Below are 26,471 nucleotides of genomic sequence, written 5' to 3'. Positions count from 1 at the left end.
TACGTTTCATGAAATACAGACGTTTTGGGCGCACTGAGTTACAAATCCCAGTCTTCACCTGTGGCGGAATGCGCTATCAGTACAAGTGGCAAGATGTTTCATATCAGGAAGTCCCAGCCGATAACCAGAAAAATTTAGAAGCGACGATTCACCGATCGCTAGAAGTGGGGATCAACCACATCGAGACGGCTCGCGATTATGGCACGTCAGAGTTGCAGCTTGGAAAAGTTTTGCCAAAGTTGCCCCGTGAAAAGCTGATTGTGCAAACCAAGGTTGGGCCGATGGCAGACGCGAAAGCGTTTTTAAAGACGTTTGAGCAATCGCTGCGGCTGCTAAACCTGGAGTATGTGGATCTGCTGTCAATTCACGGAATCAATCTCGACAGTCACTTAGATGAGTGCTTGCGATCGGGTGGCTGCTTAGAAGTGATGCAAAAGCTTCAAGCTCAGGGAAAAGTCCGATCGATCGGGTTTTCGACTCACGGCCCGACTGATGTAATTGTGAAGACGATCGCGACTAATCAGTTTGATTATGTCAATCTGCACTGGTATTACATCAATCAAGTCAATTGGCCCGCGATCGAAGCCGCAAACCAGCTTGATATGGGTGTCTTCATCATCAGTCCTTCTAATAAAGGAGGGTTACTTTACCAACCTTCGCCGAGGCTAGTAGATCTCTGTGCGCCACTCAGTCCGATCGTGTTTAACAATTTGTTTTGTCTCAGCCATCCGCAGGTTCACACTCTGAGCGTGGGGGCTGCCCGTCCTGAAGATTTTGACGAACACTTGAAGACGCTAGACTGGCTTGATCGAGCAGACGAAATTCTGCCGCCTATTTTGAAGCGACTAGAAGATGCTGCGATCGAGCGATTGGGCGCTGACTGGGTTAACACTTGGCGAACCGGATTGCCATCGGTCGATGAAACCCCCGGTCGATTAAATATTCCGATCATTTTGTGGCTACGAAATCTGGCGATCGCTTACGACATGGTGGACTACGCCAAAATGCGCTACAACCTGCTGGGTCAAGCAAGCCACTGGTTTCCGGGGGCAAGAGCCGACGCGATCGACCCCAAATCTCTACAAAAATGTCTAGTCAACAGTCCTCATGCCGATAAAATTCCAGGCATTTTGCAAGAAGCTCACGAGCTGTTGAGTGATGCGATCGTCAAACGCATGGGCAGCTCATAACTTTTAAATTTCTGTCTAAAGTTGTATGCCACAAGCAAGACATTTGTATCAATCAACTAAGTCTATGATTAGAGACAAATACGGGTCGGTTAAGGAAGCTATCGATTCTTGTCGATTAAAGAAGTTGCAGGTTAGCAACCTCAGTGAATCGACTGGATTGAAAGTGGTGGCATTGCAAAAAAAAGCAGACAAGCTAACACTTAGTCCAGTAGTTATCTGTCGTGCTTCAGTTAACGTCAGTTCGATGAGTTCTTTCGCTTCGTTCTTCAGGGCTTCAGCCCCCTAAATCCCCCAACTCTGGGGGACTTCAAGCCCAGAATTTAGGTTCAAAGTCCCCCAATTTGGGGGGATTTAGGGGGCAACCCGGATTGGCAACCGTAGCGAAAAGCTTCATCGAATTCACGCTTAGTTATGTTCTAAAAACTATAGGAGCTTACTTTGATGGAGACTGATATTCGGATTACTCTTATTGAAGATCATGACCTGACCAGAGTTGGTATGAGAACTGCACTACAGCAGAGACCTGGGTTTAAAGTGGTCGGCGAAGCCTCAAATGGCACCGATGGCTTGAAGCTGATGACTTCTGCAAAGCCAGATGTCGCGATCGTTGATATCGGCTTGCCTGACATTGACGGCATTGAGCTAACTCGTCGCTTTCGCCAAGCCCAAGCAGCAATGGAAGACGAACCCATTACCAAAGTTTTGATCTTGACGCTGCAAGACAACGAAGATGTCGTATTAGCCGCTTTTGCAGCCGGGGCAGACTCCTATTGCATGAAAGACGTGAGCTTAGACCAGCTTGTAGAAGCGCTGCGCGTCACCCAAGAAGGCAACTCTTGGATTGATCCCGCGATCGCTCGTGTCGTCTTGCGGCAAGCGCGAGACACCCAGCCCGAAGACAGCGCAGTGGTTGAATTCAAAACGGTTTCGATCAGTGCCGCCGAGCCAGAATATAACCAAATTATTGAAGCTTACCCTCTGACCGAGCGAGAGTTAGAAGTCTTACAACTGATTGTTGATGGGTGCAGCAACGCCGCGATCGCTGAGAAACTCTACATCACGGTGGGAACAGTTAAAACTCACGTTCGCAATATCCTCAATAAACTGTGTGCAGACGATCGCACCCAGGCAGCCGTGAGAGCACTGCGATCGGGCTTAATTGGGTGAAGAGAGTTAAGCAGCCATTCCAGAAACCTGTGCGATCGCTGATTCGTCATCTAGCAGCGCTGATGGTTTGCATTTCTCTTTGTCTGTTGGCTCCGATCGCGAGTTGGGCATCTGATGCCGATCTTTCTTCTATCACTTCACCTAGCAGCAATTTGGCTAGACCCGACACGAATAATATTCCGTCTGAAAAAGTGACTCAATTTGTCAATGTCTATCTGCAAGTTGTAGCGTTGATTGAGCGGCGAGAAGGAGAGCTACAGGCAGCCGAAACTGAATCTGAGTCACTCCGCATTCAGCGCGATATCGAAATGGCAGCGATCGTCCTGATTGAAACCGCAGGCTTAAATCGTCAAGAATATTTGCAACTTTTAAGTCTCGCCAACGTTGATCCTGAATTTGGCGAACGGGTTGTAACCCTCATACAAGAGACTGCTACCTGATCCCCAGCTATCTGAAGCAGATTGGAAACACAAAGGGCTGAACTTTCCCAATGAGGGAAGCCGCACAACTGGAAATGGGTGATTAAATAGAAAGACAGATTCCAGAAGTCGGCTTATAAATCGTGGTAGAGCAATTGTATTGTCACGATCGCAGCTTCTCTCAATATCTTGCTAAAACCCGATCAATGTAGATCAGTCTTGAAAAGATCCGTTCGCCTTTGCAGTGAGGGTTCATCGACTTGATTCTCTAATTTGCCCATTTTCTAGCTTTATTCAGTGAGCATTCACGATGACCAGCATTGCTCCCATTTCTCAGACTGAGTTAACCCAGCGACGGCAAAAACTGCGCCGTCAGCGACGAGTCAGGTTTTTTCAAACAAGTTGGCGCAGTCTCGCAGTTACAGGCTTGGCAGGTGGGGCGGTTTGGGTTGCCACCTTGCCTGCTTGGGTGATTCGCAAGCCAGAGCAGGTTACAATCAAAGGCAATCAATTTATTTCTGCTCAGACAATTCGCACCTTGCTGCCGATCGCTTATCCTCAATCTTTGCTCAAAATTCAGCCTCAAGCCCTTGCAGATGCGCTGAAATCAAAGGCTCCGATCTCTGAAGCAACCGTTGACCGTCAACTGTTTCCTCCAGGGTTGACGGTGAGAGTTCGTGAGCGCAACCCGGTGGCGATCGCTCAACCCAGTTCTAGAGTCTCAATCTCTAGCCCGCCTACTGCCTCAAAAGGCGGTCAACCTGCTCAAGCTTCTGACCTGCAAGCAAACCCTACTCAGTCTGGTCTTCTCGACGAAAATGGGATTTGGACTTCGCTTGAAACCTACACCGCGCTGAATCAAAGCTTTAAACTGCCAACGCTTAAAGTTACCGGGAACCTATCGCAATATCGCCCGAATTGGACTACCCTTTATCAAATGTTAAGCCGCAGCCCGGTCAAGGTTTCTGAAATTAACTGGGAAGACCCCAATAATTTAATTCTTAAAACTGAGATTGGTTCCGTTCACTTTGGAATGTATGGTTCTAACTTTGCAAATCAACTAAAAGCGCTTGATCAGATGCGCCGATTGCCTAATCATGTCAATCCTAGCCAACTCTCCTATATCGATTTAAGAAACCCAGATTCCCCATTTCTTCAAATGAATCCTTCAAAAACTCCTGTAAAATTAAGTACTCCTTGAGCCGAGCTATGAGAAAATTTGCAAATTAACTGCTAGAAAACTTAACCTGATATCGTTAATCTAAATACCTTTTCGCCGCGATCGATGTGGCAGCATCGTTCATTCTTCTGTCTTTTTCTCTGATTATCTAGCTTCGTCTAGCGCTGATCTCTTGTTCATAACCCTCGCTGAAATTCCAATGACGCTTAACAATGAGTCAGACACCTCAACCCCTCTCGACAGCCGACTAGAGCGCGGCTACGAAAGTTCTCATGAAGGACAATCTAGCTTCTCATCCATGGCAGAAAATCCTAACCCGTTTGGCGGCAACTCCAGTCTATATTTAAGTCAAAACTCCAGCCTCAAAGGTTTGCCTGAAGATTCAAGGAGTGGTGATATCGTGCCAGGAAGCGTAGCAAAGATTAAAGTCATCGGCGTGGGCGGGGGTGGCGGCAATGCAGTCAACCGAATGATTGCCAGCGATGTGTCTGGAGTTGAGTTTTGGACGGTAAACACCGATGCTCAAGCGTTGTCTCAAGCTCAGGCTCAAGCTTCAAAACGTTTGCAAGTGGGTCAAAAATTGACGCGAGGGCTAGGGGCAGGGGGAAACCCGGCGATCGGGCAAAAAGCCGCCGAAGAATCTCGTGATGAAATCGCCACAGCGTTAGAAAACTCAGATCTTGTGTTTATCACAGCAGGGATGGGGGGCGGCACGGGCACGGGGGCGGCTCCGATCGTCGCCGAAGTCGCAAAGGAGTTAGGGGCCCTGACGGTTGGAGTCGTGACTCGCCCCTTCACATTTGAAGGACGGCGACGCACCACTCAGGCCGAAGAAGGGATTGCCGCGCTGCAAAGCCGAGTCGATACCCTGATTATTATTCCTAATGACAAGCTGCTGACGGTGATTTCTGAGCAAACGCCTGTACAGGAAGCGTTTCAGACCGCAGATGATATTTTGCGTCAGGGCGTACAAGGCATTTCAGACATCATCACGATTCCCGGTTTGGTAAACGTAGATTTTGCTGACGTAAGAGCGATCATGGCAGACGCAGGTTCGGCACTGATGGGCATCGGCATCGGGTCTGGTAAGTCTAGAGCTAGAGAAGCAGCGATCGCCGCAATTTCATCGCCTCTATTAGAAGCGTCCATCAACGGAGCCAGAGGAGTTGTTTTCAACATCACGGGTGGCACCGATCTGACGCTTCATGAAGTCAATGCGGCGGCAGAAATCATTTATGAAGTCGTTGACCCCAATGCCAATATCATTTTTGGGGCAGTGATTGACGAGCGGCTTCAAGGCGAAGTCCGAATTACGGTGATTGCGACCGGGTTTTCTCCTGAACCTCAACCCCAGCAAGCTGCTGGAAAACCAACTGCGCTCCCGAAACGATCAGTGACTCCGACGACTCCGACTCCAGCTTCAACTCCCGATCCGAAAAGCAAGCCTCCAGGTTTAGATATTCCTGAGTTTTTGCAGAAACGCAGACCACCGAGATAAAGGTTAGGCTCTTCAAATCTGGAGCACTTGAAGTGATTCTCCTGCCATAATTTGAGTCTGCCCGATCGGAATGACTCCCAAACTATTTGTTCCAGCAAGATTAATTAAATTGCCGGAACTGCTGCTTCCTGTCGCGATCGTAAACTCGTAGGAGTCATTAACCCAGTGCAATTGACCCCAGAGATAAGACTCTCGCTTGCCGTCTGATCGTAAGTCTTGTTGAGCGATCGCTTGCACAAATGTCGGCTCCCATCCTTGGGGCAAGCCCGATAGTTTTTTGAGAGCGGGTTGGACAAATCGCCAAAACGTCACGAGGGCTGAAACGGGATTGCCGGGCAGCCCAAAATAAAGCGCTTTTGGAAACGTGGCAACCGTTAAGGGCTTTCCGGGTTTAATGGCGACCGCGCGGATGTGAATCTGTGCGCCTAGCTCTGCCAAAATGCGATCGACATAATCATAATCGCCAACCGAAACGCCTCCAGACGAGAGAACGACATCGGCGATCGCAACCGCATCAGCGATCGTGCGTTTCAGAGCTTCGGGCTGATCTGCCACAATGCCTAACGGAATCGCTTCTCCGCCCATCTGCTCGACCAGTGCCGCGAGTGCATACTGATTAGAATCAACAATTTGTCCGGGTTGCAACGGTTGATCGGGTGTGACTAACTCGCTGCCCGTAGACAAAATTGCCACGCGAGGACGACGATAAACTCGCACTTGACTACATTGTGCTGCTGCCAACACTGCGATTTCGGGTGCCTTCAGCACCAATCCTGCTGACAACAAGGGCGCACCTGCTTGATAGAAAGCCCCGCGATGACGTACAAAAGCTTGCGGCTCGATGGGAGGTTTCAGGATCAAAACTTGTTCATCTTCCCGCTTTGTCTCTTCTTGGATGACGATCGTATCTGCCCCTTCTGGCATCACAGAGCCTGTGAGAATTCGGGCGGCTTGTCCGGGTTTGACCGATCGCTGGGGTTGATATCCAGCCGGAATCTCTTCTACGATTTCCAAGACGACGGGCTTCTCAGCGCTAGCAGATTTGACATCCTCAAACCGCACGGCGTAGCCATCCATTGCCGAATTGTCCCAGTGGGGAAAGTCTAGATGACTGGTTACAGAGACTGCCAGGATGCGATCGCGCACGGATCGCAAATCCACATCCTCCACGTCCTGTATATTAAACGGTTGGACTAAGTTAAGAATTAGCTCTTCTGCTTGCTTTGCTGGCACCATTGTTTTCTCACCCACTTTATTCAGTCAGCGTAAACCATCTCTGACCTGACACTTAAACGGTTTTTTGCACAAGTTCGCTGTCATGTGGAATAATAGTTGTTTGTGTCCAAATCAGTGTCTTCACAATTAACCGATCATGGCTAAGAATAAGGGCGTTAGAATCGTGATTACTTTAGAGTGCACCGAGTGTCGCACCAATCCTGATAAGCGATCGCCCGGTGTCTCTCGTTACACCACCACCAAAAACCGTCGTAACACTACAGCACGGCTAGAACTAGCTAAGTTCTGTCCTCACTGCAACAAACATACTGCCCACAAAGAAATCAAGTAACTAGTAGATCGTTAACTAGTTATATCGGCTGTCAGCAATAAGCTGGTAACTTCTTGCCCGTAGTCTCTCAGCCCGACTACTGACCACTGACCACTCACCAAGGAATCACCATGAGCTATTACCGTCGTCGCGTCTCGCCTCTCAAGCCTGAAGAACCGATCGATTATAAAGATGTCGATTTGTTGCGGAAATTTATCACCGAGCGAGGCAAAATTCTTCCCCGTCGGATCACAGGACTCACCGCTAAACAGCAGCGTCATCTGACCGTTGCCATTAAGCGCGCTAGAATCATGGCGCTGTTGCCCTTCATCAGCCAAGAAGGTTAATCTGCGGGGTGTTAAGGTGTAGAGTGTGAGCGCGTTTTGCTGCTAGATATCAGGCACCACTCCCCGGCTCTCATTTGCTGTCCTTAACACCCTTAATTGCACTGACCTCAATGGAGAAGGGAACCCTAGTTGAATTTCGCCTCAATAGCGATCGCCGTCTTGCCGTTGCCGAACGTCCAGAAGGCAAAAAACATTGGATTGTGACCGACGATCGTGGGCAAGCTCACACCCTTCATCCTCGACAAGTCACTTACGAAATTGCTGACGAAACTTATAAGTCTGCCGACATTCCCAAGTTTTTGCAGGAGATTCAACCCTATCTTGATCCATCAAGTTTAGAAGTTGCCTGGGAGATCTTGAGCGAAACTGGCGAGAGCACTGCGCCGATCGAAATGGCGATGTTGCTGTTCTCAGAGAAGACCGCGCTCTTGTGTTATGCGGCGTACTGCTTACTTTCAGACGATAAGATTTACTTTAAGCAGAAGGGCGATCGCTACGAACCTCGACCTGCTAACCAAGTTGCCGAACTCAAGCACCAGATTGAGATGGAAGCTCAACGGCAACGCGACTGGGAGAGCTATCTAGAGCGCCTTCAGCAAGCCTTAAAGGGTGAAGCCGTCGAGTGGCAACCCAGCGATCGAGTTCGCCTCGATGCCATTGAGCGATTTGCGACCTTGGGAGATGAGGCAACTCATCGCACGCCTGCCCTTGAAACCTTGGGCGCTCTTAAACGGCAGGAAACTCCTCAATCCGCTTTTCAACTGCTGATCGATCTGGGTTTGTGGAGTCCTCACGAGAATCTGTCCCTGCGGCGCAGCCAGATCCCTACTCACTTTTCTACAAAGGTTTTGGAAGTGTTGCACCACCGCTTGGAGTTTCCGCCTGCTGACTCAAACGCCGATCGGTTAGACCTGACTCACTTAAAGGTTTATACGATCGACGATGAAAGCACCCGTGAAATCGATGACGGCTTGAGTCTAGAAATTCTGCCAGATGGTCAGCAGCGCCTCTGGATTCACATTGCTGACCCGACTCGCTGGCTCATCCCTGGTGATGACTTAGATTTAGAGGCTCGTCGTCGAACCACCACTATCTATCTGCCGACGGGAATGATTCCGATGTTTCCGTCTGAGTTAGCAACCGGGCCGATGAGCTTAAATCAAGGCGAAGTCTGCTGTGCCCTCAGCTTTGGGGTCGTTTTAGACGAATCGGGCGGCGTACAAGATTTTAGCATTCACACCAGCTTGATCAAAGCCACTTACCGCCTCACCTACGACGATGTAGACGAGATGCTGCAATGGGGCGTTCAGGCAGAGTCAGAATTGGAAACGATCGCGCGTTGGGCAAAACGCCGTGAGCAGTGGCGACAGTCTCAGGGAGCGATTAGCATTCACATGCCCGAATCGTCCATCAAGGTCAACGGCGACGGCGAGGTTGTGGTCTACGTCCTGGAAGATTCCGTTTCTCGGCAACTCGTGGCTGAAATGATGATTTTGGCAGGAGAGGTGGCTGCACGCTATGGTCAAAAGCACGGCTTGCCAGTGCCTTTCCGCGCTCAACCGCAGCCCGAATTGCCTCCTGAAGGTGAACTGCTGCAACTTCCGGCGGGCCCTGTGCGCTCCTGTGCGATTCGCCGCTGCATGCCTCGTAGTGAGTTGAGCATCACCCCTGCTCGTCATGCCAGTTTGGGGCTAGACACCTACACTCAAGTCACCTCTCCAATTCGCCGCTATAGCGATTTGCTGACGCACTTTCAGATCAAAGCGCATTTGCGAGGTGCAACGCTGCCATTCTCCCCGGACGAAGTGAAAGATTTGATGCTTACTATTGCCAGTACGGTGCAGGAAGCCTCTCTTGTCGAGCGTCAAACCAATCGCTATTGGGGCTTAGAGTTTCTGCGTCGCAACTCGTCTGAGGTCTGGCAAGCTCTAATGCTGCGCTGGCTACGTGAACACGAAAACCTTGGACTCATCTTGTTAGAAGATTTAGGGTTGGAGTTGCCGATTCGGTTTAGCCGATCGATCGAACCTGGCGATCGCCTCGATCTCAAAGTCAGCCACGTCGATCCGCGTCAAGACATCATCCAATTCCAGGAAGTGGTCACTCAAGCAGTGGGATGAAGAAGCAACAGAGAAGTCACGAACTCCTTAGTCTTTCTTAACAAACAAATAAACCTGGTCATGCTCGTATTGAAGCTGAAACTGGGGAGTCTTTTGGGCTAACTGAAAAACCTGATTCGCAAGCTCTAGGCTACTTGCCCACCCAGGATGACGGAGATTGAGCAACACGTAGTCAAACTGATTGAGAGTCGTAGGTGGCGCAACCAGATTTGTGTACTCCAAAAACGGACGATGGGTGAGATGAGGAGCGATGTAGCTGGTGGTGAGAACGGCACCTTTTGAATGCACTTGGGCGATCGCCTCTCGCGTCGCTTGCCAGGTATCGAGACGATCGAGATACTTCTCCCAAAAAAAACCGTACTTTGCCAACGCCAGAAATGCCATCAGCGACCAGAGGATTATGGTTCGTGAATTTTTGATCCACCCTTTGCCGGCTGCCATTGCCGAGATCACAGACAGCACCAAAAATGGTAGAGCAGGCAGTGAGTATTGGTGCACCAAGTTGCGCTGAGATTCTGACTCTGACAGAATGTTGATGACAAAAGTAGGTAGTGCTGCAACTAGGGGCGTAAGCGATCGCAGTGAAAGCCCCCAGGCGATCGGGATTACTAGTAAAAATACGTAGAATAGGGTGTCGATCGAGAACAACTTTTCCAAAATTAACCAAGGCTTGAGAAAAAGATTCTTCACAACCTCCGCCAAAGAAGTTCCCAGATATCCGTATCGCGCCACTGACTCGACTCCACCGGGACGAAAATAGGGAATCACAAGCTGGGTGGCGATCGCAAACCAGATACCGCCTAGCAGAATCGCGATCGTGCCACACTGTCGCTTTTTCTCGAATACCAAAAGCCAAAAACCCATCGCTGCAACGGTTAGCGACAAAGCATCTCGACAGCCCAAAATCAACACAATACAGAAAGTAAACCAGCCCACGCGATCGGCTCTTGCTGCTAAAACTGCGGTGAGAATTAACGGTAAAGCGATGACTTCTGGATGAAAATCAAACAGATTAAGGTTGAACAGTAAGGGGTAAAGAAGATAAGAGAGGGCGATCGTGTTTGCCTGTGACGCATTCAATCCCGCTTGTCGTGCCAGGTGCCAGATAGGTAAAGCACCCATGCTCAGAGAAATCGCCTGAATCGCAAACAGCCAATACACACTGGGATAGAGCTTGTAGAACACGGCGACCCCATACAGAATCCAATCTGCGTGACCGCCCATGAAGTGATAGCCCCAAAAAGACACGATCGGCGTGATTCCCTGACTAATCAGATAAATTGCCTGGTCAAAATATCCCAAATCTAGAGCGGTGGATTGAAACAGCAAATGGCGGACGCTACTGCACACAAAAAAGATCAGGCTGTTGATGGCAACTATTCGCGCGATCGCTGGAGGCACAATTTTCTGAAGGTAGGTGCGATCCAGATATTTTTGCCAAGCTTGGACTTTCTGAGTTTGCATGAGTTGAGAAAATGGAGCGATCGGGAGAGACAAGTTAAGTTTCTGCACAGTCTTCATCAATTTACCTGAACACAGCCAGTTAAAAGCTGTCGCACCATCTGGCTCTAGTAATTTCTTGCAGCGATCGCTCCCCGTTGCGAGAGAATGATAGATACTATCAGCCTTTGGGAATTTTTCCCGGTGGGAATGCCATCTGATAGAATTTATGAGGTTTTTATAAACTGAGCCAATGAGATCGACGCGGGTACGAATTGCAATTGATGCGATGGGGGGAGACAACGCCCCTGCTGAAATTGTGGCGGGCGCACTCAGGGCGCAAGAAGAACTAGGGGTAGATGTGTTGCTGGTGGGTGACCCTCAGCAAATCGAAGCCTCCTTAAAACAGCACACTCAATCCTCATCGCTAGAGATTGTGCCGTCAGAAGGCGCGATCGAGATGTCTGAGGAGCCGCTGATAGCTCTACGCCGCAAGCCCAAAGCCTCGATCAACGTGGCAATGGATTTGGTTAAAAAAAAGCGGGCAGATGCCGTGGTTTCGGCAGGTCACTCTGGGGCAGCGATGGCGGCGGCTCTGCTGCGGTTGGGCAGATTGCCAGGAATTGACCGTCCTGCGATCGGGGCTGTTTTGCCAACCATGATTGCAGGCAAACCTGTCTTGATTCTCGATGTTGGCGCAAACGTAGACTGTCGCCCAAAGTTTCTAGAGCAGTTCGCCTTAATGGGCAGCATCTATTCTCAATACGTGCTGGGAGTCGCAGAACCCAAAGTAGGGTTGTTGAACATCGGCGAAGAACCCAACAAGGGCAACGAGTTGGCGATTCAAACCCATCAGCTTCTCGAAGAAAACCCCAACATTCCTTTTATTGGCAACGCCGAAGGACGAGATGTGTTGTCGGGTCATTTTGATGTCATCGTCTGTGATGGCTTTGCGGGGAACGTGCTGCTAAAGTTTGCCGAAGCCGTCGGAGAAGTTGCCCTACAAATCTTGCGGCAAGAGTTGCCCCGTGGCTTACACGGCAAGGTAGGCGTTTCGTTTCTGCGTCCCAATCTGAAGCGGATTAAACAGCGAATGGATCACGCTGAACATGGTGGCGGCCTGCTGCTGGGGGTGGCCGGAATCTGCATCATCAGTCACGGCAGTTCTCAAGCGCCGACGATCTTCAACGCGGCACGGTTGGCAAAAGACGCGATCGACAATGAAGTCCTCGATCGCATCGCGGTCACCAGCCGTTTGGCAGAGAGCTAGGCGCACCACCAATCTAAGACCCGGTAATGATGGAGAAGGAATCTTGGAACAGTCAGGGGTAGGGATTGCAATCACGGGGAGCGGCTCATCGACTCCGACCGTTGCCCTCAATAATGTTGAGCTGAGTCGAGTTGTCGAAACGTCTGACGAATGGATTGCATCTCGCACAGGCATCCGTGAGCGCCGATTAGCAGAGCCGGGATGCTCACTCACAAAATTGGGAGTCGCGGCGGCGAAGGATGCGATCGAGATGGCGGGCATCGCTCCGACCGATCTCGATTTGATCATCTTGGCAACTTCGACCGCCGATGATCTGTTTGGTAGTGCCAGTCAAATTCAAGCGCAATTGGGCGCATCTAGAGCGGTTGCCTTCGATTTGACTGCCGCTTGTTCTGGCTTTGTATTTGGCATGGTCACGGCAGCGCAGTTCATTCGCACGGGCGTTTATAGAAATGTGCTGTTGATCGGAGCCGATGTGTTATCTCGCTGGCTCGATTGGTCTGATCGCCGCACTTGTGTGTTATTTGGGGATGGAGCCGGGGCGGTGGTGATGCAGGCAAGTCAGCACGATCGGCTTTTAGGATTTGAACTCCGCAGTGACGGCACGCAAAACAACTGTCTCAATTTGTCCTATCACTCTCAGCCAAAAGAACTGCTGGCAGGTGTGACAATTAATCAAGGCACCTTTCACCCGATTACGATGAATGGTCAAGAAGTTTATCGCTTTGCAGTCAAGAAGGTGCCTGAAGTGATAGAAAAAGCTCTATTTCGGGCAAATTTAACCGTTGCGGAAATTGACTGGCTCTTGCTGCATCAGGCAAATCAGCGCATTCTCGACTCGGTTGCCGATCGGCTCAAAATTCCTCCCGAAAAAGTGATCAGCAATCTGGCAAAATACGGCAATACGTCCGCCGCGTCGATTCCTTTAGCGTTAGATGAAGCCGTTCGACAAGGCAAAATTAAACCGGGCGATACGATCGTCACTTCTGGCTTTGGAGCCGGGTTGACGTGGGGTGCAGCCATCTTTCAGTGGGGATAGCAGGATTATGACTAAGACCGCATGGGTGTTTCCGGGACAGGGGTCTCAAGCGATCGGCATGGGAATGGATTTGCTTGAATTGCCAGAAGCGATGGCTAAATTTGAGCAAGCCGAACCGATTCTTGGCTGGTCAGTGATTGAAGTTTGCCAAAATCAAGACGACAAAGTTTCTCATACGCTCTACACTCAGCCTTGCTTGTATGTTGTGGAAAGCATTTTGGTAGACTTGCTGAAGGCGAAAGGGCAGCACCCTGATTATGTCGCAGGGCACAGCCTGGGAGAATATAGCGCACTTTATGCGGCGGGTGTGTTTGGCTTTGAGGATGGGTTGCGGCTGATCAAGCGTCGCGCAGAATTGATGGACAGCGCATCGGATGGCATGATGGCGGCGTTGTTGGGCTTCGATCGTCCCCAGCTTGAAAGGGTGCTCGCCAAAACTTCCGGTGTGGTGTTGGCCAATGACAATAATGCAGGTCAGGTCGTCATTTCTGGCACTCCAGAGGCGGTCGAAACCGTGTTAACTCAAGTCACGTCTAAGCGATCGATTCGGCTTAATATCAGCGGGGCGTTCCACTCGCCTCTGATGGCAGACGCGGCAACTCAATTCAAACCTGTTTTAGATTCTGTCCCTTTTGCGGCGGCTCAAGTTCCAGTCCTCTCAAATGTTGACCCGACTCCTAGCACCGATCCGGCAGTGCTTAAAGACCGTCTAGACCGTCAGATGACTGGCGCTGTGCGCTGGCGTGAAATTTCTCTGCAACTGCCTCAAGAAGGCGTTAAGCGTGTGGTCGAAGTGGGCCCTGGCAAAGTCTTGACTGGAATTATTAAGCGCACCTGCCCTGATTTAATGCTAGAAAATATCGGTAGGTTTGCCGATCTCTCTTCATGACTCGCGCTTCTCACTCAGAACCATTTCCCGATCGAGAACCGTTGATCAGCCTGCTGCTTTACCGTCTGTTCAAATGGTCGATCGTCAGCCCGGTGCTGCACACCTATTTTAGAGGACGGATTTATGGAGCCGAGAATGTGCCCCAAAAGGGACGCTTGCTCGTCGTCAGCAACCATGCCAGCGATTTTGATCCGCTTTTGCTCTCGTGCGGTGTGGGTCGTCCGGTGGCCTATATGGCAAAAGAGGAACTGTTTCAGGTTCCTGTACTGAAGCAGGCAATTCGAGCCTATGGAGCCTACCCGGTTAAGCGAGGATCTGCCGATCGCAGTGCAATGAAAGCGGCGATCGCATCCATTGAGTCAGGTTGGGCAACAGGCGTGTTTCTCGATGGCACTCGCACCCTTGACGGACGCATTGCAGATGCCAAACTCGGCGCAGCTTGGATCGCGGCAAAGACTCAATCGCCTCTACTCCCCGTCAGCCTCTGGGGAACTCATACCATCTTTCGCAAAGGCTCTGCTATTCCTCACCCGGCTCCAGTTACGGTGCGAATTGGGGAACTGATTGCACCCCCAGCATCGAGCGATCGCTCAGAACTCGAAGCTATCACTCAACGCTGTGCACTAAAAATCAATAGCCTGCATGACTTGGGACGCTAGAGTTGAAGTTTGAATTGCTAGAGTAAAATTCTGTCTCTCATCACGATTCTTGAAATGTCAGATTTAAGATCAGAACTCACCGAATCTCTAGACGAAGCCGAATGGAATTGGCTGATTCCCCACGTCGATCGAGATGCCGTGATCGTCGTCGCTCCTCAACTAAATTTAGTCGATGTGGGAATGGCGATCGTCAATGACCACTCCGCCTCAGTCCAACATTGGATCGCTGAAGGTCTGATTTACAAGCCGTCTGAGCAACAAAAAACTGACTGGAACGCGCATCAAGACAAGCGATTTCATGCCTTGATTGTTCAGCCTTATGTATTGGTGCAGGACTCGATCGCAGCTTGAGCTTTAGGATTCTCTGCCAACTATCGCCCTCCATGCAGTCGGCTCCAGCTTGCCCCCGTATGCCCTGTAGTCACCCAGAGAACTGCTCTACCTCCGTCTCGGAGTGCCTTCGATAAGGGTTCTTCAGGCTGCTCAGAAGGCACTGAGACGGGTTTGAGATGAATTCCTCGACTTCCCAGCACAATCTCGCCAATGATTTGAGCGCGTCGCATGTGATAGTCAGAAGTCACCAAATAGACGCTTTGAACGCCTTGCTGCTTTAACTCATCGACTAGCGTCGTGAAGTTTGTCACCGTATCTACGGCTTGATAGTCTAAATTGAGTCGATGCAGATCAACGCCCGCTTCTGAAAATACCTGTTCTGTATAATCTCTTGGGCTGCCTGAAGAAATCCAGATCGGCAAGCCAGGATGCTCACGAGCAAACTCCGCCGTAAACCTCTCACGCTCCAACGCCACGGTCGAACCGCCTAAGACGAGAATTGCTTGAGGCTTCTCAAAATAGATACGAACGGCTCGGAAGCCAAACCAAACCACTAAAGGCAAGATGAACAACATCCAGGGAAATCGTTTCCCTTTCGATCGAGTTTTCTTCTTTGAGTGGTGAAGCTGATGATTGTGAGACGCTTCTCTCGATCGCATGATGACACCCGAACTCAACCACTCACTCGATACAAAGTCTACTGCACACCCCTGATCAACTCAAGACCTCGCCGATTACTCAGGTCGCTGTGGCTGAACGGGAGGGGCTGATTGGGCTTGAGCGATCGTCGCCTGAATTCTCGGCACAGACAAGAACTTTTGGGTTGCCGCCAACAGCTTTTCGCCCCACAAATTGTCTTTGAGAAACTTCAAGTCACCATAGCGACTATCTAACCGAATGGCTGCTTCGCCCAGGGTTAAACCTTGCTCACGATCGCCTTTGTTATAAAGCGCGACGGCGGCTGCTAATTTAGGTTCTGCCGCTTTGGGGTCGATCGCTACCGAAGTCCGCCACAGCCGAATCGCATCGTCAACGTCTCCCTGCTCATATTTAACCAGCGCCACATTATTGATAGCGGGCCAATATTCTTTGTCTTGAGCATAAGCTTTTTCGTAACTGGCGATCGCTTCCCGATTTTGCTTCAGCATCAGGTAGGCGTTGCCCAGATCAAATAGCGCTCCAGGCACATTTGGTTTTAACTTCAGCCCAGATTGAATGTAGTCGATCGATTGCTGATAGCTGGCTTTCTGAAAGTGCGCTGTTCCCAAGGCAAATAAAATTGCGGCATTACGGGGATCAATCGTCTGTGCACGTTTGAGCGCATTAATTCCCGGATCAATCTGATTGGCTTGAAGATATAACCCGCCTAAAACTGCCCAAGCTTCAGGAATCTTTGGAGCTAATTGGGTTGCTAACCGTGCGCGCGATAATGCCAGATCAAACTGTTGAAACTGAGCCAGTTGTGTCGCTTCCTGCACTAGACCAATGCCCTGCTGCTCTAGCTTTTTGGTGTCAAGTTGCAGCATGTGGGGCACCAACGCCTGTCCGAAAGCGGGATGAGCGGCAGTCCACACACTCAAAATGGTCAGGGCAGAAAGAAAAGAAATACGTTTGGGCACGGTATAAGCTTGTCCGAAAAAACAGTGGGGCTTCAGTTAGCTTAATCCATCTTGCGGAGGATCGGGGCAAAAAAGCATCCGAAGAGAATCGAAAATTTAAGGATCAAAAAGTCAATATCGGGCACGATCGGAGCTAATCTTATTAACCTTAAACAATTTGTTCTCAACCGCCCAAGGCTAACCTGGCTCCTTTTATGGATCGTTTTAAAGTCGAAGTCATTTCCCAAACGCCAAACCCGCAGCAGACTATCTATGCAGCGATGCACCAAGATTATGCAGAGAATTTCGTCTGTGATGATCGCGATCGCTTTCCCGACGAAGCCAAGTGCGGCGAAGTGATCATCAAACAACTGCTGGCAGGCAATCGGGGTCACTACGGCCCGTTAGAACATCCGCAAATCGTGTTGAACTGCGGCTGGTTTCCCCATAGCACCATGCAGCAAATCCGCACTCATCGTGTGGGAATCTCATTTGATGTCCAATCTGGACGCTATACAGGGCAACGGGTTCTGGATGTGGTAGAAGGCAAGCGCGACATTGAAGAGGTGTTTTATTTGCGTCCGTTGGGCTTTTATAGCGATCGCCAGGGCAAAAAATATGAATACACGCTAGAACAGCGTCAACAAGATATTGAATGGTGTGTCACCGCCTGTCAGCGCTATAAAGACCGAATTGATCAGGGGTTCTCAGAAGAACACGCGAGAGGATTGATCCCGTTTGATGTGCGTCAGCATTGGGTGATGTCTGCCAACGTGCGATCGATGATGCACTTAATTGACCTGCGCTGGAAAGCAGATGCCCAGCTAGAAGCTCAAAAGCTCTGCGAATGCATTTGGGAACCCTTTCAGAAATGGGTGCCAGAGATTGCGAACTGGTACGAAGCCAATCGCCTCAAGAAAGCGCGTCTTGCACCTTAGCTTCATATAAAAGAAACCTTCTTGATGTGATCTTCACATCCGTACGGAACTTGTCACATTTCTAACAGGTCTCGTGAGCAAGAGATGATTCCATTCTACTGATCCGCAGAGCTTCCTCATTGGATTGGTAGAAGGCAGCTTTGCTGTGTCTACTCAAGTTCGATTTGACCATACTAAGCCAAACATTCACTGACAAAACCTATGAAGAATTCTGTGCCTAGTTTCGATTCACACAACGAGACTCTGAAAGATCGTGAGACTCGCAGGTCGATTTGGAGGAAAGCTGCGATCGCGCTCATGGCATCCACGTTGCTTTTGGGTAGCTACAGCACTCAAAAAGCAGTAACGGCGGCTCCCTTACAAGTCAGTCAACAACAAAGCTGGAATGCCGTTCTCAAAGTTGCGCGGCTGGTGCAAACTCGGCAAGATTCAGCCCTAGTGGTGCAACTGGGCATTCTTAACAAGCCGCAAACCAGCTACGCCAACGCGGTTTATCAGGTGTTTGCGCGTCGGAACGATCGGTGGGTGCAGATTTTCACCAGCACAGGGGCGCGTCTGATCACCAACGCTTCAGGACAGACCACTCTGCTACCTGAAGTGATCTCTTTTAATGACTTGCGACAACAACTCGGCAACGACGTAGACCTCAGCAAAGTAGACCTGCGCGTTACGGCTCAACTGCGCTACGACATTCGCGGCAGTGTGCGCGATCGCTCCGTTTTCTTTGAGCAAACTCAGTCTTATCAAACGATCGCCCAAACCACCAGCACTCAGCTAATTAGCAGTTCCTCGACTCAATCTGCGATCGCAGTTAATCAAGGCAGTTTTAGCTTGGCAATTTCTCAGAAAAAAGCCACTCTTTCTAAAGTGATTGCACGAGTTTCGGTTCGCAGTCGAGCGTCACAAGGCTTTTCCGCAGAACAATTTGTCGGCGATTTTAGCTACAAAATCAACAAGAAAGCCAAGTTCATGAAAGGACTGAAGGCAGGCGATCGGGTGATCGTTCGGCTATTCGACCCAGCAAATCAATTCATCGGCTACAGCGAATTTGAACTGCTGTCAGAAAATGCGACGGTGACGCTAGTCTTACCCGATCGCCCCAGCGCTACCCGCATCGTTCGCACCGTTTATGGAATGGATGTCAATCAGGACGGCTCGATCGATTCCAACACTCAGGTTTACGACTATTTCACTCAGGTTTCACAAGTCACGAGCCAGACTTATCGAAATGCACGGGTAACATTCTTCAACAGCGTTCAAAATCTGAATTTGAATGGGTTTACGCTGGCCGGGTTGCCAACTCCACGATCGAACTGTAGCTACCCGACCTCCTTTGAGAGTGGGGCTTTTTTGTTGGTGAATCGGTCGATCGACGTGTTCCAGTCTAGTCTGAATTCGGTGTTTGTGGCGGCTCCGGGGCAGGTCGTGCAGACCATTAATATCAGCAGCACTAACCTTTCGGTTTATGAAGTTAGTCAGTTACTAACCACCTATCAAACGGTCAACACGACTCAAACGATCGACTCGGATGATGACAAAAAAGGCAGAAAGCGTCACTGCAATCAAGGAATTGGCAACGGCTCAGAAGGCTGCGATCCGGGGAATTCTCGCCCTCACGGTGGTAGCAATGACGAAGATGGACGCAAACCAGGTAAAAACAAACGCTAATTTGGCATCCTCACATCTAAAATAAAATCTCCACATCAAGCCCAGTTGTGGAGATTTTTTTGAAATTTTCTTTTGCTCAAGAAGTTCTTTGCTGTTAGCAAAATCATTCATACTGGTTTACTGGTAGATGCGATCGAGGCTGTAACAAGAACGTCAGTTCGACTAGGTTTTTCGACTGCGATCGAACTGACGTTAACAAGAAGCAACGAAGTCTCTAAAATTAAAATGCCTCAGATTAGTGAGAGGCTAGAAGCCAGGATTTGCTGTGGGCACGACTAGAAGGAAGGGCAACGATGAACATCGTAGAACTATTTCAAAAAGGCGGCGTAACGATGCTGCCGTTATTGCTGCTCTCGATCTTGGCGTTGAGTGCAATTATTGAGCGATCGTGGTTTTGGTTTAACGTTCTCAATAAAGAGAAAGAAACGGTCAACCGGATTTTGGATGCCTCTCGCAAAGATTGGCAGATGGCAGGCGAGATTGCTCGGCAAGCCTATGATCAACCGATCGGCAGGTTTCTCTACGCCGCTCTTCGCTTGGAAAAACCTGATCCCGAATCGTTTCGTTTGGCGCTAGAATCAGCGGCTGATGAAGAGATTGTGTCGATGCGTCGAGGTGACAAAATCCTAGAAGCCGTGATCGCGCTGGCTCCTTTGTTAGGGTTGTTAGGAACGGTGATTGGTTTAATCACGTCATTGCGATCGATTCGCATCGGCGATATTGGCACCGCCTCGACTGCTGGGGTGACGACAGGCATTGGTGAAGCGCTGATTAGTACTGCAACGGGTCTAGTCGTGGCTGTTTTTAGCGTCGCCTTCTACCGCATTTTTCAAGCCCTAGTTTTCAATCAGGCAAAAATCTTTCGCAGAGCAGGCAACGAGTTAGAACTGCTCTATAGACAAAACTGGCAAGACAGCAACCGCTAGAAAATTTTAGAGTTTGTCATGATAGACAAATTCTCTGGCTGGCTCCACCCTTCACACTTGATGCTCATGAAGATTAATCTCGACGCTTCCCAAGATGAGGCACAAATTCAAATTATTCCTTTGATCGACGTGATCTTTTGCATTCTGACCTTTTTCATCCTGGCAGCTTTGCAGCTAACCCGTCGAGAAGGCATTAATTTAGATTTGCCCACAGCCAGCACAGGTACGCCCCAGAATCAGGAGATGTTGGTGGTCAATATCGACTCCACGGGGCTGACCTCGGTTAAGAATCAACCTGTCGATCGGGTTCAGCTTTATCAAGTTCTGCAAAATTATCACCAGCAGAATCCGCAAGGGTTGCTCGTTTTGAGTGCCTCCCAAACCTCTTTCTACAATGATGTGATTCAGGTTTTGGATGTATTACGCGCAGTGGGCGGCGATCGTGTTGCCCTCGAAACGGCTCCCCAAACTAGCCCATCGCCCAATCAGAATCCAGCGATCCCCGGTCAGACTCCTTTAAACCCAGGGTTGACGACTCCTGCCCCATCGATCGATCCCCTCAATCCTCAACCTTCTCTAAATCCGATTTCACCCACTAGTCCTAACTTACAGCCAACTAATCCTAGTCAGGTGCCTACAGGTCAATCTCCCGTTTCTCCTCAACAATCTACCCCAACAGTTCCTTCAATCCCTCCTCAATGAAAGCCACAAAAAAGGGTGAGATAGACTCACCCTTAAGAAAAGATTTGTAGGCTATCTCAATGACGGCTGTTGCGAATGGGAGTCCCGCAGGGATAGGTGGCAACAGGCTGCTTCGTCACACCGATCGAAATTGGTTCTGGGGCGGGATGGGAGGGCCGTTGTTTAGCCGCTTCATAATCTGCCTTCAGCTTTGCCAGCAGTTCGTCGCGCCGATCGTATAGCCGCTTTAACGGGCGAGGCTCACACTGGTTGATCACATAAGCAGTCAGGATGGGCAGCGCGATCGTGCTATCGGTGTAGCAGACGACCGTATTGGGCAGTTCTTCGGGATCAACCTTGCCCCAACTGACAGCTTCATTTGGAGTTGCACCTGACAACCCGCCTGTATCAGGACGAGCATCAGTGACTTGAATGAAGTAATCGTGTCCCCGCTCTTCTAAACCCAGAACTTCATGCAGTTGCGGCTGAGTTTGCAGCAAGAAGTTTTTAGGACTGCCGCCACCGATGATCAGCGCTGCGCTCTTGCCTTCCACATCTGGGATGTCAGACTCGCGGGCAGAATAGACGATCGCGGCGGTTTCATTCACATCTAGCATTGGGTCAATGACTAGCTTTGAGCCTTCTAGCGCCATCGCTGCCACATTCATGCCGATCGAGCTATCTCCCGGCGAAGACGTGTAGATCGGAACGCCACACTCATAAGCCGTTGCGAGTAGAGAAGGATGCTTTACGCCCAGTTTCCGCTCTACTTCAGACACATACCGACCCAGTAGATAGTGAAACTCAGCCGTGCCCATGCGCTTCTGAAACGGTTCTGCTTTGAGAATTTGTCGAATGAAGGCATCCGTTCCCAGTAGCACATCATAATCAAAAATGATGTCGTAAATGCGAATGCGACCTTCTTGCCGCAATTTCACATCATCCAAAAATGGGCTGCTGGCGTAGAGATCTAGCCCTAGCCCATAGTGCATATCGTGATAGAGGTTAGCGCCTGTGCTGATGATCCAATCAATGAATCCGTTTCGCATCAAGGGCGCTATCACAGAGACTCCTAGCCCTGCCGGGGTCATTGCGCCTGACAAGCTGAGTCCGACTGTGACACCCTCTTTCATCACCTCACGGCTGAGAAGATGACAAATTTCTCGCAACCGTGCAGAGTTATAAGCCGTAAAGTAACCATCAATCAGGTCAACAACGCTGATCTCGGCAGGCATGGGGGAGGGTGTGATTTTTTGACTGAGAAGTTTGGACATTTTTTTACTCCGAAAAGCTTAAGAAGCATAAAGTGAGGGCTAAACAGTGAGGAACAGCCCGACACCGGACTGAAATTTTTAGTAAGTCGCCAGAATGCAGAAAGGACTCTACGCCCTCAGTCAGAATGCTTTCAGGAATTGAGGACACAAACTTAGACTGACTTTAAGCAGTAGACAAGCAAAACCTACAAAGGCTGAAAATTTTGCAGAACCGAGTCCAAGCTCAGCCTGCGCCACATGATGACTAGCGGCAGAGCGCTTCAGCCATTAGGTTAAAGAATTCCCCTAAAAGAGAACTTGACCGATCCAGTTTGGGTCGGGGTTGAGAGCAGCCATGCTTTTGGATGCTAAAAGTCAACGACAGACGCAAACCTTGAGTTACAGATCGGTCAATTCATACTGGGAGCTTCGCAGCGATCGACCCACGAAAGTGCAGGGTCGCATTGCCGCTTCCGCTTTAACTTCATTTCGAGATACCACAAAGGTCGCCAAGGGTATCCAGTCAAAGAGAAAAATTTCAATGCTCTTTACGCAACCTTTTAGACACGAACGCTTTCATCCTACCATCTATCTTTGAAGATGATGATCGTCCAAAATACTGAGACTCTCCCATTTATTCATAAAGTGGGGTCTCCCTGTTGGTAGGCTAAGAGCAGTCGGCTTGTGACTTTTTTCTCAAATTTCACTCTGGTATGTCATGACTCTTGATTCTCAGCTTCCGATCAACTCAGATGTGTCTCCTGAACTGGACACAGGCGCACCGTCACCAGAAGCAGATCAGCACCGCAAAAAGATGCAGCGACGGAAAGAGGTGCAGGATCAGCGTCTCGCCAACATGACCTCCGAAAAGGGATTGATCATGGTTCACACTGGAAATGGCAAAGGCAAAACTACGGCGGCTCTGGGAATGGTGCTGCGATCGCTGGGTCATGGCTATAAAGTCGCGATCGTTCAGTTCATCAAGGGCGCATGGGAACCTGCTGAAAAAGCAGCGTTTGAGCATTGGGGCGATCAGCTTGAATTTCATGCCCTGGGTGAAGGTTTTACCTGGGAGACTCAAGATCGCGATCGCGACATTCTCAAAGCAACTCAAGCATGGGAGACGGCGCTGGCATTTATCAAAGACCCCGACTTCAAGCTGGTGCTGCTAGACGAAATTAATATTGCTCTGAAACTGGGTTACTTGAGCATTGAAGCCGTCATCGCTGGATTATCAGAAAAGACTGAAGACTCCCATGTCATATTGACGGGTCGAGGTGCGCTTCCAGCATTGATTGAGCGGGCAGATCTCGTGACAGAAATGACGTTGGTTAAACATCCGTTTAGAGAGCAAGGGGTCAAGGCACAACCGGGAATTGAGTTCTAGTGCAACCCCAGGCAAGCAGCTTCTTGTAACGGACGATTTCTTATAAAGCTGATGAGAGAAATAACTGACATGAGTTTTCTACTGAGGCAATAATCTCAGTAGCAATTCTGACGTAACTGGTGCCGTTGTTGTATAAATTTAGACTCAATCTCAATAAATTGTACAGATCATTTCAATTGATTTCATCTTGATTACCGCTCAAATCTTGCTCTGACTTAATTTTCAGCCCGAATTTGGGAACGCTAAAGAATCTATTTCGGTCGAACCCGTCATTAGCTCATAGAGAGTCCAGCCATGCCGCCTACCGACAACAACACCTTTGCTACAGCGACTCCAATCACAAATCTGATTGGAACACCTCCTCTTTCAGGGTTGCTGAACGCAGGTGACAAAACCGATTTTTACCAATTTACGCTCAACGGCAGCAGCAGCACCAGCGTTACGCTAACCGAACTGACTGGTAATGCCCGTCTCCATCTTTTTAACGGTGCAAAGGTTGAGATCACTCCAAACCCCACAAGCAACTCTAAACAGCTTTCAGAAGCCCTCTCAACCCCTCTGGCTCCTGGAACTTATTATATCCAAGCAGAGTTAGACCCCAGCGATGTTACCGCGATCGAAGCTAACTACAAGTTAAACCTGTCTGTCAGCACAGATGCAACGCTTAATAATTTGGTTTGGCGCAGCAAGCCAGATGGCGGTTTTTCGGTTGTGCAGACAGATGGCAAAATTGTGCAATCTAGTGACCCGATCAAATTAGGCGCTACCCCGCAAAGCCTTTCTACCGATTGGCAAAGCCAGTTTGGTGACTTGAATGGGGACGGCGAAGACGATATTCTGTTGCGAAATCAGAAAGATGGCTCGATCGGCTATTGGATTATGCAGGGCGGCACCCTTTTACAGTTTGCAGGATCTCCTTATAAAGTGCCTGCGAGTTGGCAGTCAACCCTAGCAGATTTTAACAATGACGATCGCGCTGATATTTTCTGGCGCAATAAACAGACTGGTGAAACGGCTATTTGGCTCACCAACAGCACAGGTTTGGGGTTTAGCAGTGCGGCACCTCTCCCTGGAGTTCCTAGTGGTTGGGATCCGACTCTAGGCGACTTTAACGGTAAAGATGGGAAAAAAGATATTCTTTGGCGCAACACCCAAACTGGAGAAGTTGCCGTTTGGTTGATGGATGGCACCAAAATTATCAAAGGAGGAGCCGCGTCTCTTTCGAACGTTCCAGATAGCTGGAAGCCTCAGTTGGGTGACTTTAACAAAGACGGCATATCAGATATTCTTTGGCGCAATACTCAGACTGGAGGAGTCGCCATTTGGCTAATGAACGGCAATCAGATCGCCACTGGCGGAGCGGCATCGCTTTCGAGTGTTCCGATCGAATGGACTGCTCAAGTGGGTGACTTTGAAGGCAACAAAGCAGACGACATTCTTTGGCGCAATACTCAGACTGACCAGCTTGCCGTCTGGTTGTTAGATGGCACTCAAATCGCGCCTTCGGGGGCCGCCTTCCTGCCTTCTCCTCTTCCATCTCGATTCAATATTGAGCGACTCGCTGACTTTAACAACGATGGCAAAACCGATCTGCTTTTGCGCGATTCAGCATCGGGTGAAGTTGCTGTTTGGCTGATGAACGGCACAAGCCTTTTAGATGCAGCTTTTCTTCCTCAGCGTTCTAGCAGTGATCAACTTGATGGCATTCAGCGACGACAGTTTAAGTCCACTATTCAAAGCATCGGTGGCAAGGCAGAGCTTTCTGCTTTTAATATTGGCACCCTCAACACGGCTGGGGTTTATACCGACTCAATCAGTTCTGATGTGCCTGATTACTTCAAATTTAATCTTGGCTTCAGGTCTAACCTGGTTTTGTCTGCAACTGATTTAACGGGTCAGCCTCTCAGCTCGATCGGTCTGCAACTTTATAAGGCAAGCACTGATGGCACCGCCTCAACCCCTTTGTCAAACGATGCGACACAACTTCTAGAGCCTGGAGACTACTACATCAAAGTCTCCAGTAGTCTTGACGAGATCAACTATCGGCTAAACGTTGAAGGTAAGCCACAATTTACGGAACTTGTCGGCAATGGCTTTACAGGTGATTCTCAAGTTTTCTTGACTCTAGGAGCGAATGACACTGACAGCCCGGTTTCTACCGTATCGGTTAACTACAGCGTTAAGAATGCTGGAACGATTTTTGCCCCCAACGTCAAGGTTTCTTTCTACATCTCAAGAGATCAGACGTTTAGCCCTAACGATTACAAAGTTGTTTCTGACCTAAGTTTTGACCTTGCAGCAAATCAGTCTAGCCCCACAACGCCTCTAACGTTGAATCTACCCGCCTGGAGAGACACTTTTTGGGTAGTGGATGGAGCTTATTATCTTCTTGCGGTTGTCGATCCAAGTAACGCGATCGCCGAAACCGATGAAACCAACAACGTGAGTGTTCTGACCTTAGATGTTCAACAGATTCCGACCACTAACCTGAGAGGCAAGAGTCTGACCGTAAATAAAACAACCTTTGCTGCCGCAGAAACGGTAACTGCAACATTTGTGACTGAAAACAATGGGTTCAAAAGCGCATTCAATATGGTTCCAACAGATACGCGAATCCAGGTTGGCTTCTACCTATCTACAACTCCTGTCTTCAATAAGAGTAGTACTACTGCCTACAACCTTGCTCGACCCAGCATTGATGGCATCGCTGGTAAGAGTAACTCAGGGCCCCAAAACACCAGCTTCAAGCTTCCCCCCGCAAATTGGATTGGTTGGGCAAGTCCGTCTGGGCTGCAAACGGTTTACATTGGGATGATTCAAAACAATAATGAAGTCGTGAATGACATCGACCCAGACGATAACCAAAATCTCGGACAGGGTATTGATTGGGTGGAAATCACGGTGAACCTGTAGTTAGAGTCTT

24 protein-coding genes are annotated in these 26,471 nt (G+C 49.5%); 19 read left to right on the top strand and 5 right to left on the bottom strand.

The features are described 5' to 3' along the window. Positions 1 to 8 precede the first annotated feature (8 nt). From BRW63_RS03480 to ftsZ, 5 genes are all read left to right on the top strand, one after another. Positions 9 to 1,190 (top strand): aldo/keto reductase, encoded by a 1,182-nt coding sequence (locus BRW63_RS03480; protein ID WP_073069514.1) that lies wholly within the window; start codon positions 9 to 11, stop codon positions 1,188 to 1,190. A gap of 441 nt (positions 1,191 to 1,631) precedes the next feature. Beyond that, the gene (locus BRW63_RS03475) at positions 1,632 to 2,357 is read left to right on the top strand and encodes a response regulator (protein WP_073069513.1); all 726 of its coding nucleotides are present in this window, start codon (positions 1,632 to 1,634) and stop codon (positions 2,355 to 2,357) included. Beyond that, positions 2,354 to 2,797, top strand: a complete 444-nt coding sequence (locus BRW63_RS03470; protein ID WP_223257277.1) for a DUF4168 domain-containing protein — start codon at positions 2,354 to 2,356, stop codon at positions 2,795 to 2,797. The genes BRW63_RS03475 and BRW63_RS03470 overlap by 4 nt, the downstream gene beginning before the upstream one ends. Before the next feature lie 289 nt (positions 2,798 to 3,086). Further along, positions 3,087 to 3,977: a cell division protein FtsQ/DivIB gene (locus tag BRW63_RS03465; protein WP_073069512.1), complete on the top strand. Its 891-nt coding sequence runs from the start codon at positions 3,087 to 3,089 to the stop codon at positions 3,975 to 3,977. A 178-nt stretch (positions 3,978 to 4,155) separates the two neighbouring features. Next, positions 4,156 to 5,454 (top strand): cell division protein FtsZ, encoded by a 1,299-nt coding sequence (ftsZ, locus tag BRW63_RS03460; protein ID WP_073069511.1) that lies wholly within the window; start codon positions 4,156 to 4,158, stop codon positions 5,452 to 5,454. Positions 5,455 to 5,466: 12 nt separating this feature from the next. On the opposite strand, the gene BRW63_RS03455 is transcribed toward ftsZ, so the two are convergent. Further along, positions 5,467 to 6,690 (bottom strand): molybdopterin molybdotransferase MoeA, encoded by a 1,224-nt coding sequence (locus BRW63_RS03455; RefSeq protein ID WP_073069510.1) that lies wholly within the window; start codon positions 6,688 to 6,690, stop codon positions 5,467 to 5,469. A 136-nt stretch (positions 6,691 to 6,826) separates the two neighbouring features. On the opposite strand from BRW63_RS03455, the gene rpmG reads away from it, so the two are divergent. From rpmG to BRW63_RS03440, 3 genes are all read left to right on the top strand, one after another. Then, entirely contained in the window at positions 6,827 to 7,021 is a 195-nt protein-coding gene (gene rpmG, locus BRW63_RS03450; protein WP_073069509.1) for a 50S ribosomal protein L33, read from the top strand. Positions 7,022 to 7,131: 110 nt separating this feature from the next. Then, on the top strand, positions 7,132 to 7,347 hold the full coding sequence (gene rpsR / locus BRW63_RS03445; RefSeq protein ID WP_073069508.1) for a 30S ribosomal protein S18: 216 nt from the start codon (positions 7,132 to 7,134) through the stop codon (positions 7,345 to 7,347). A gap of 110 nt (positions 7,348 to 7,457) precedes the next feature. After that, a complete protein-coding gene (locus tag BRW63_RS03440; protein ID WP_073069507.1) occupies positions 7,458 to 9,467 on the top strand; it encodes a ribonuclease catalytic domain-containing protein in 2,010 nt (669 codons plus the stop codon). A 27-nt stretch (positions 9,468 to 9,494) separates the two neighbouring features. On the opposite strand, the gene BRW63_RS03435 is transcribed toward BRW63_RS03440, so the two are convergent. After that, a complete protein-coding gene (locus tag BRW63_RS03435; protein ID WP_223257276.1) occupies positions 9,495 to 10,988 on the bottom strand; it encodes a DUF2079 domain-containing protein in 1,494 nt (497 codons plus the stop codon). A gap of 172 nt (positions 10,989 to 11,160) precedes the next feature. Here BRW63_RS03435 and plsX point away from each other — a divergent pair, with 172 nt between their 5' ends. Genes plsX through BRW63_RS03410 form a run of 5 tightly spaced genes read left to right on the top strand, consistent with a single transcriptional unit; the run spans position 11,161 to position 15,115 of the window. Further along, positions 11,161 to 12,177, top strand: a complete 1,017-nt coding sequence (gene plsX, locus BRW63_RS03430) for a phosphate acyltransferase PlsX (RefSeq protein ID WP_073069506.1) — start codon at positions 11,161 to 11,163, stop codon at positions 12,175 to 12,177. Further along, on the top strand, positions 12,128 to 13,216 hold the full coding sequence (locus BRW63_RS03425; protein ID WP_181314322.1) for a beta-ketoacyl-ACP synthase III: 1,089 nt from the start codon (positions 12,128 to 12,130) through the stop codon (positions 13,214 to 13,216). The genes plsX and BRW63_RS03425 overlap by 50 nt, the downstream gene beginning before the upstream one ends. Positions 13,217 to 13,223: 7 nt before the next feature. Next, a complete protein-coding gene (fabD, locus tag BRW63_RS03420) occupies positions 13,224 to 14,105 on the top strand; it encodes an ACP S-malonyltransferase (protein ID WP_073069505.1) in 882 nt (293 codons plus the stop codon). Continuing rightward, the gene (locus tag BRW63_RS03415; RefSeq protein ID WP_073069504.1) at positions 14,102 to 14,764 is read left to right on the top strand and encodes a lysophospholipid acyltransferase family protein; all 663 of its coding nucleotides are present in this window, start codon (positions 14,102 to 14,104) and stop codon (positions 14,762 to 14,764) included. The genes fabD and BRW63_RS03415 overlap by 4 nt, the downstream gene beginning before the upstream one ends. A gap of 54 nt (positions 14,765 to 14,818) precedes the next feature. Continuing rightward, on the top strand, positions 14,819 to 15,115 hold the full coding sequence (locus BRW63_RS03410; protein WP_073069503.1) for a DUF2288 domain-containing protein: 297 nt from the start codon (positions 14,819 to 14,821) through the stop codon (positions 15,113 to 15,115). Positions 15,116 to 15,135: 20 nt separating this feature from the next. Here the strand turns inward: BRW63_RS03410 and BRW63_RS03405 are convergent, their stop codons facing one another. Both BRW63_RS03405 and BRW63_RS03400 read right to left on the bottom strand, forming a co-directional pair. Then, on the bottom strand, positions 15,136 to 15,756 hold the full coding sequence (locus tag BRW63_RS03405) for a YdcF family protein (protein WP_219898336.1): 621 nt from the start codon (positions 15,754 to 15,756) through the stop codon (positions 15,136 to 15,138). 75 nt (positions 15,757 to 15,831) lie between these two features. Continuing rightward, on the bottom strand, positions 15,832 to 16,716 hold the full coding sequence (locus BRW63_RS03400; RefSeq protein WP_073069502.1) for a tetratricopeptide repeat protein: 885 nt from the start codon (positions 16,714 to 16,716) through the stop codon (positions 15,832 to 15,834). Between the two features lie 194 nt (positions 16,717 to 16,910). On the opposite strand from BRW63_RS03400, the gene thyX reads away from it, so the two are divergent. The 4 genes from thyX to BRW63_RS03380 all read left to right on the top strand — a co-directional run bounded on the left by thyX (position 16,911) and on the right by BRW63_RS03380 (position 20,929). After that, the gene (gene thyX / locus BRW63_RS03395; protein ID WP_073069501.1) at positions 16,911 to 17,633 is read left to right on the top strand and encodes an FAD-dependent thymidylate synthase; all 723 of its coding nucleotides are present in this window, start codon (positions 16,911 to 16,913) and stop codon (positions 17,631 to 17,633) included. A gap of 201 nt (positions 17,634 to 17,834) precedes the next feature. Beyond that, a complete protein-coding gene (locus tag BRW63_RS03390; RefSeq protein WP_073069500.1) occupies positions 17,835 to 19,301 on the top strand; it encodes a hypothetical protein in 1,467 nt (488 codons plus the stop codon). A 293-nt stretch (positions 19,302 to 19,594) separates the two neighbouring features. After that, positions 19,595 to 20,227 carry a MotA/TolQ/ExbB proton channel family protein gene (locus BRW63_RS03385; protein WP_073069499.1) on the top strand — a complete coding sequence of 211 codons (633 nt, stop codon included), beginning with the start codon at positions 19,595 to 19,597 and terminating at the stop codon, positions 20,225 to 20,227. A 66-nt stretch (positions 20,228 to 20,293) separates the two neighbouring features. Beyond that, positions 20,294 to 20,929, top strand: coding sequence for a biopolymer transporter ExbD (locus tag BRW63_RS03380; protein WP_073069606.1), 636 nt, complete (start codon positions 20,294 to 20,296; stop codon positions 20,927 to 20,929). A gap of 56 nt (positions 20,930 to 20,985) precedes the next feature. On the opposite strand, the gene BRW63_RS03375 is transcribed toward BRW63_RS03380, so the two are convergent. Beyond that, the gene (locus BRW63_RS03375) at positions 20,986 to 22,182 is read right to left on the bottom strand and encodes a homospermidine biosynthesis protein (RefSeq protein WP_073069498.1); all 1,197 of its coding nucleotides are present in this window, start codon (positions 22,180 to 22,182) and stop codon (positions 20,986 to 20,988) included. 697 nt (positions 22,183 to 22,879) lie between these two features. On the opposite strand from BRW63_RS03375, the gene cobO reads away from it, so the two are divergent. Then, positions 22,880 to 23,548 (top strand): cob(I)yrinic acid a,c-diamide adenosyltransferase, encoded by a 669-nt coding sequence (gene cobO, locus BRW63_RS03365; protein ID WP_083582656.1) that lies wholly within the window; start codon positions 22,880 to 22,882, stop codon positions 23,546 to 23,548. A gap of 294 nt (positions 23,549 to 23,842) precedes the next feature. After that, positions 23,843 to 26,461 (top strand): FG-GAP-like repeat-containing protein, encoded by a 2,619-nt coding sequence (locus BRW63_RS03360; protein WP_073069496.1) that lies wholly within the window; start codon positions 23,843 to 23,845, stop codon positions 26,459 to 26,461. The last annotated feature ends 10 nt before the right edge of the window (positions 26,462 to 26,471 follow it).

The organism is Phormidesmis priestleyi ULC007 (assembly GCF_001895925.1).
Lineage (GTDB): Bacteria > Cyanobacteriota > Cyanobacteriia > Leptolyngbyales > Leptolyngbyaceae > Phormidesmis_A > Phormidesmis_A priestleyi_A.
Note: the sequence above shows the minus strand (reverse complement) of the source record. Positions and strands in the feature narration are given on the sequence as shown.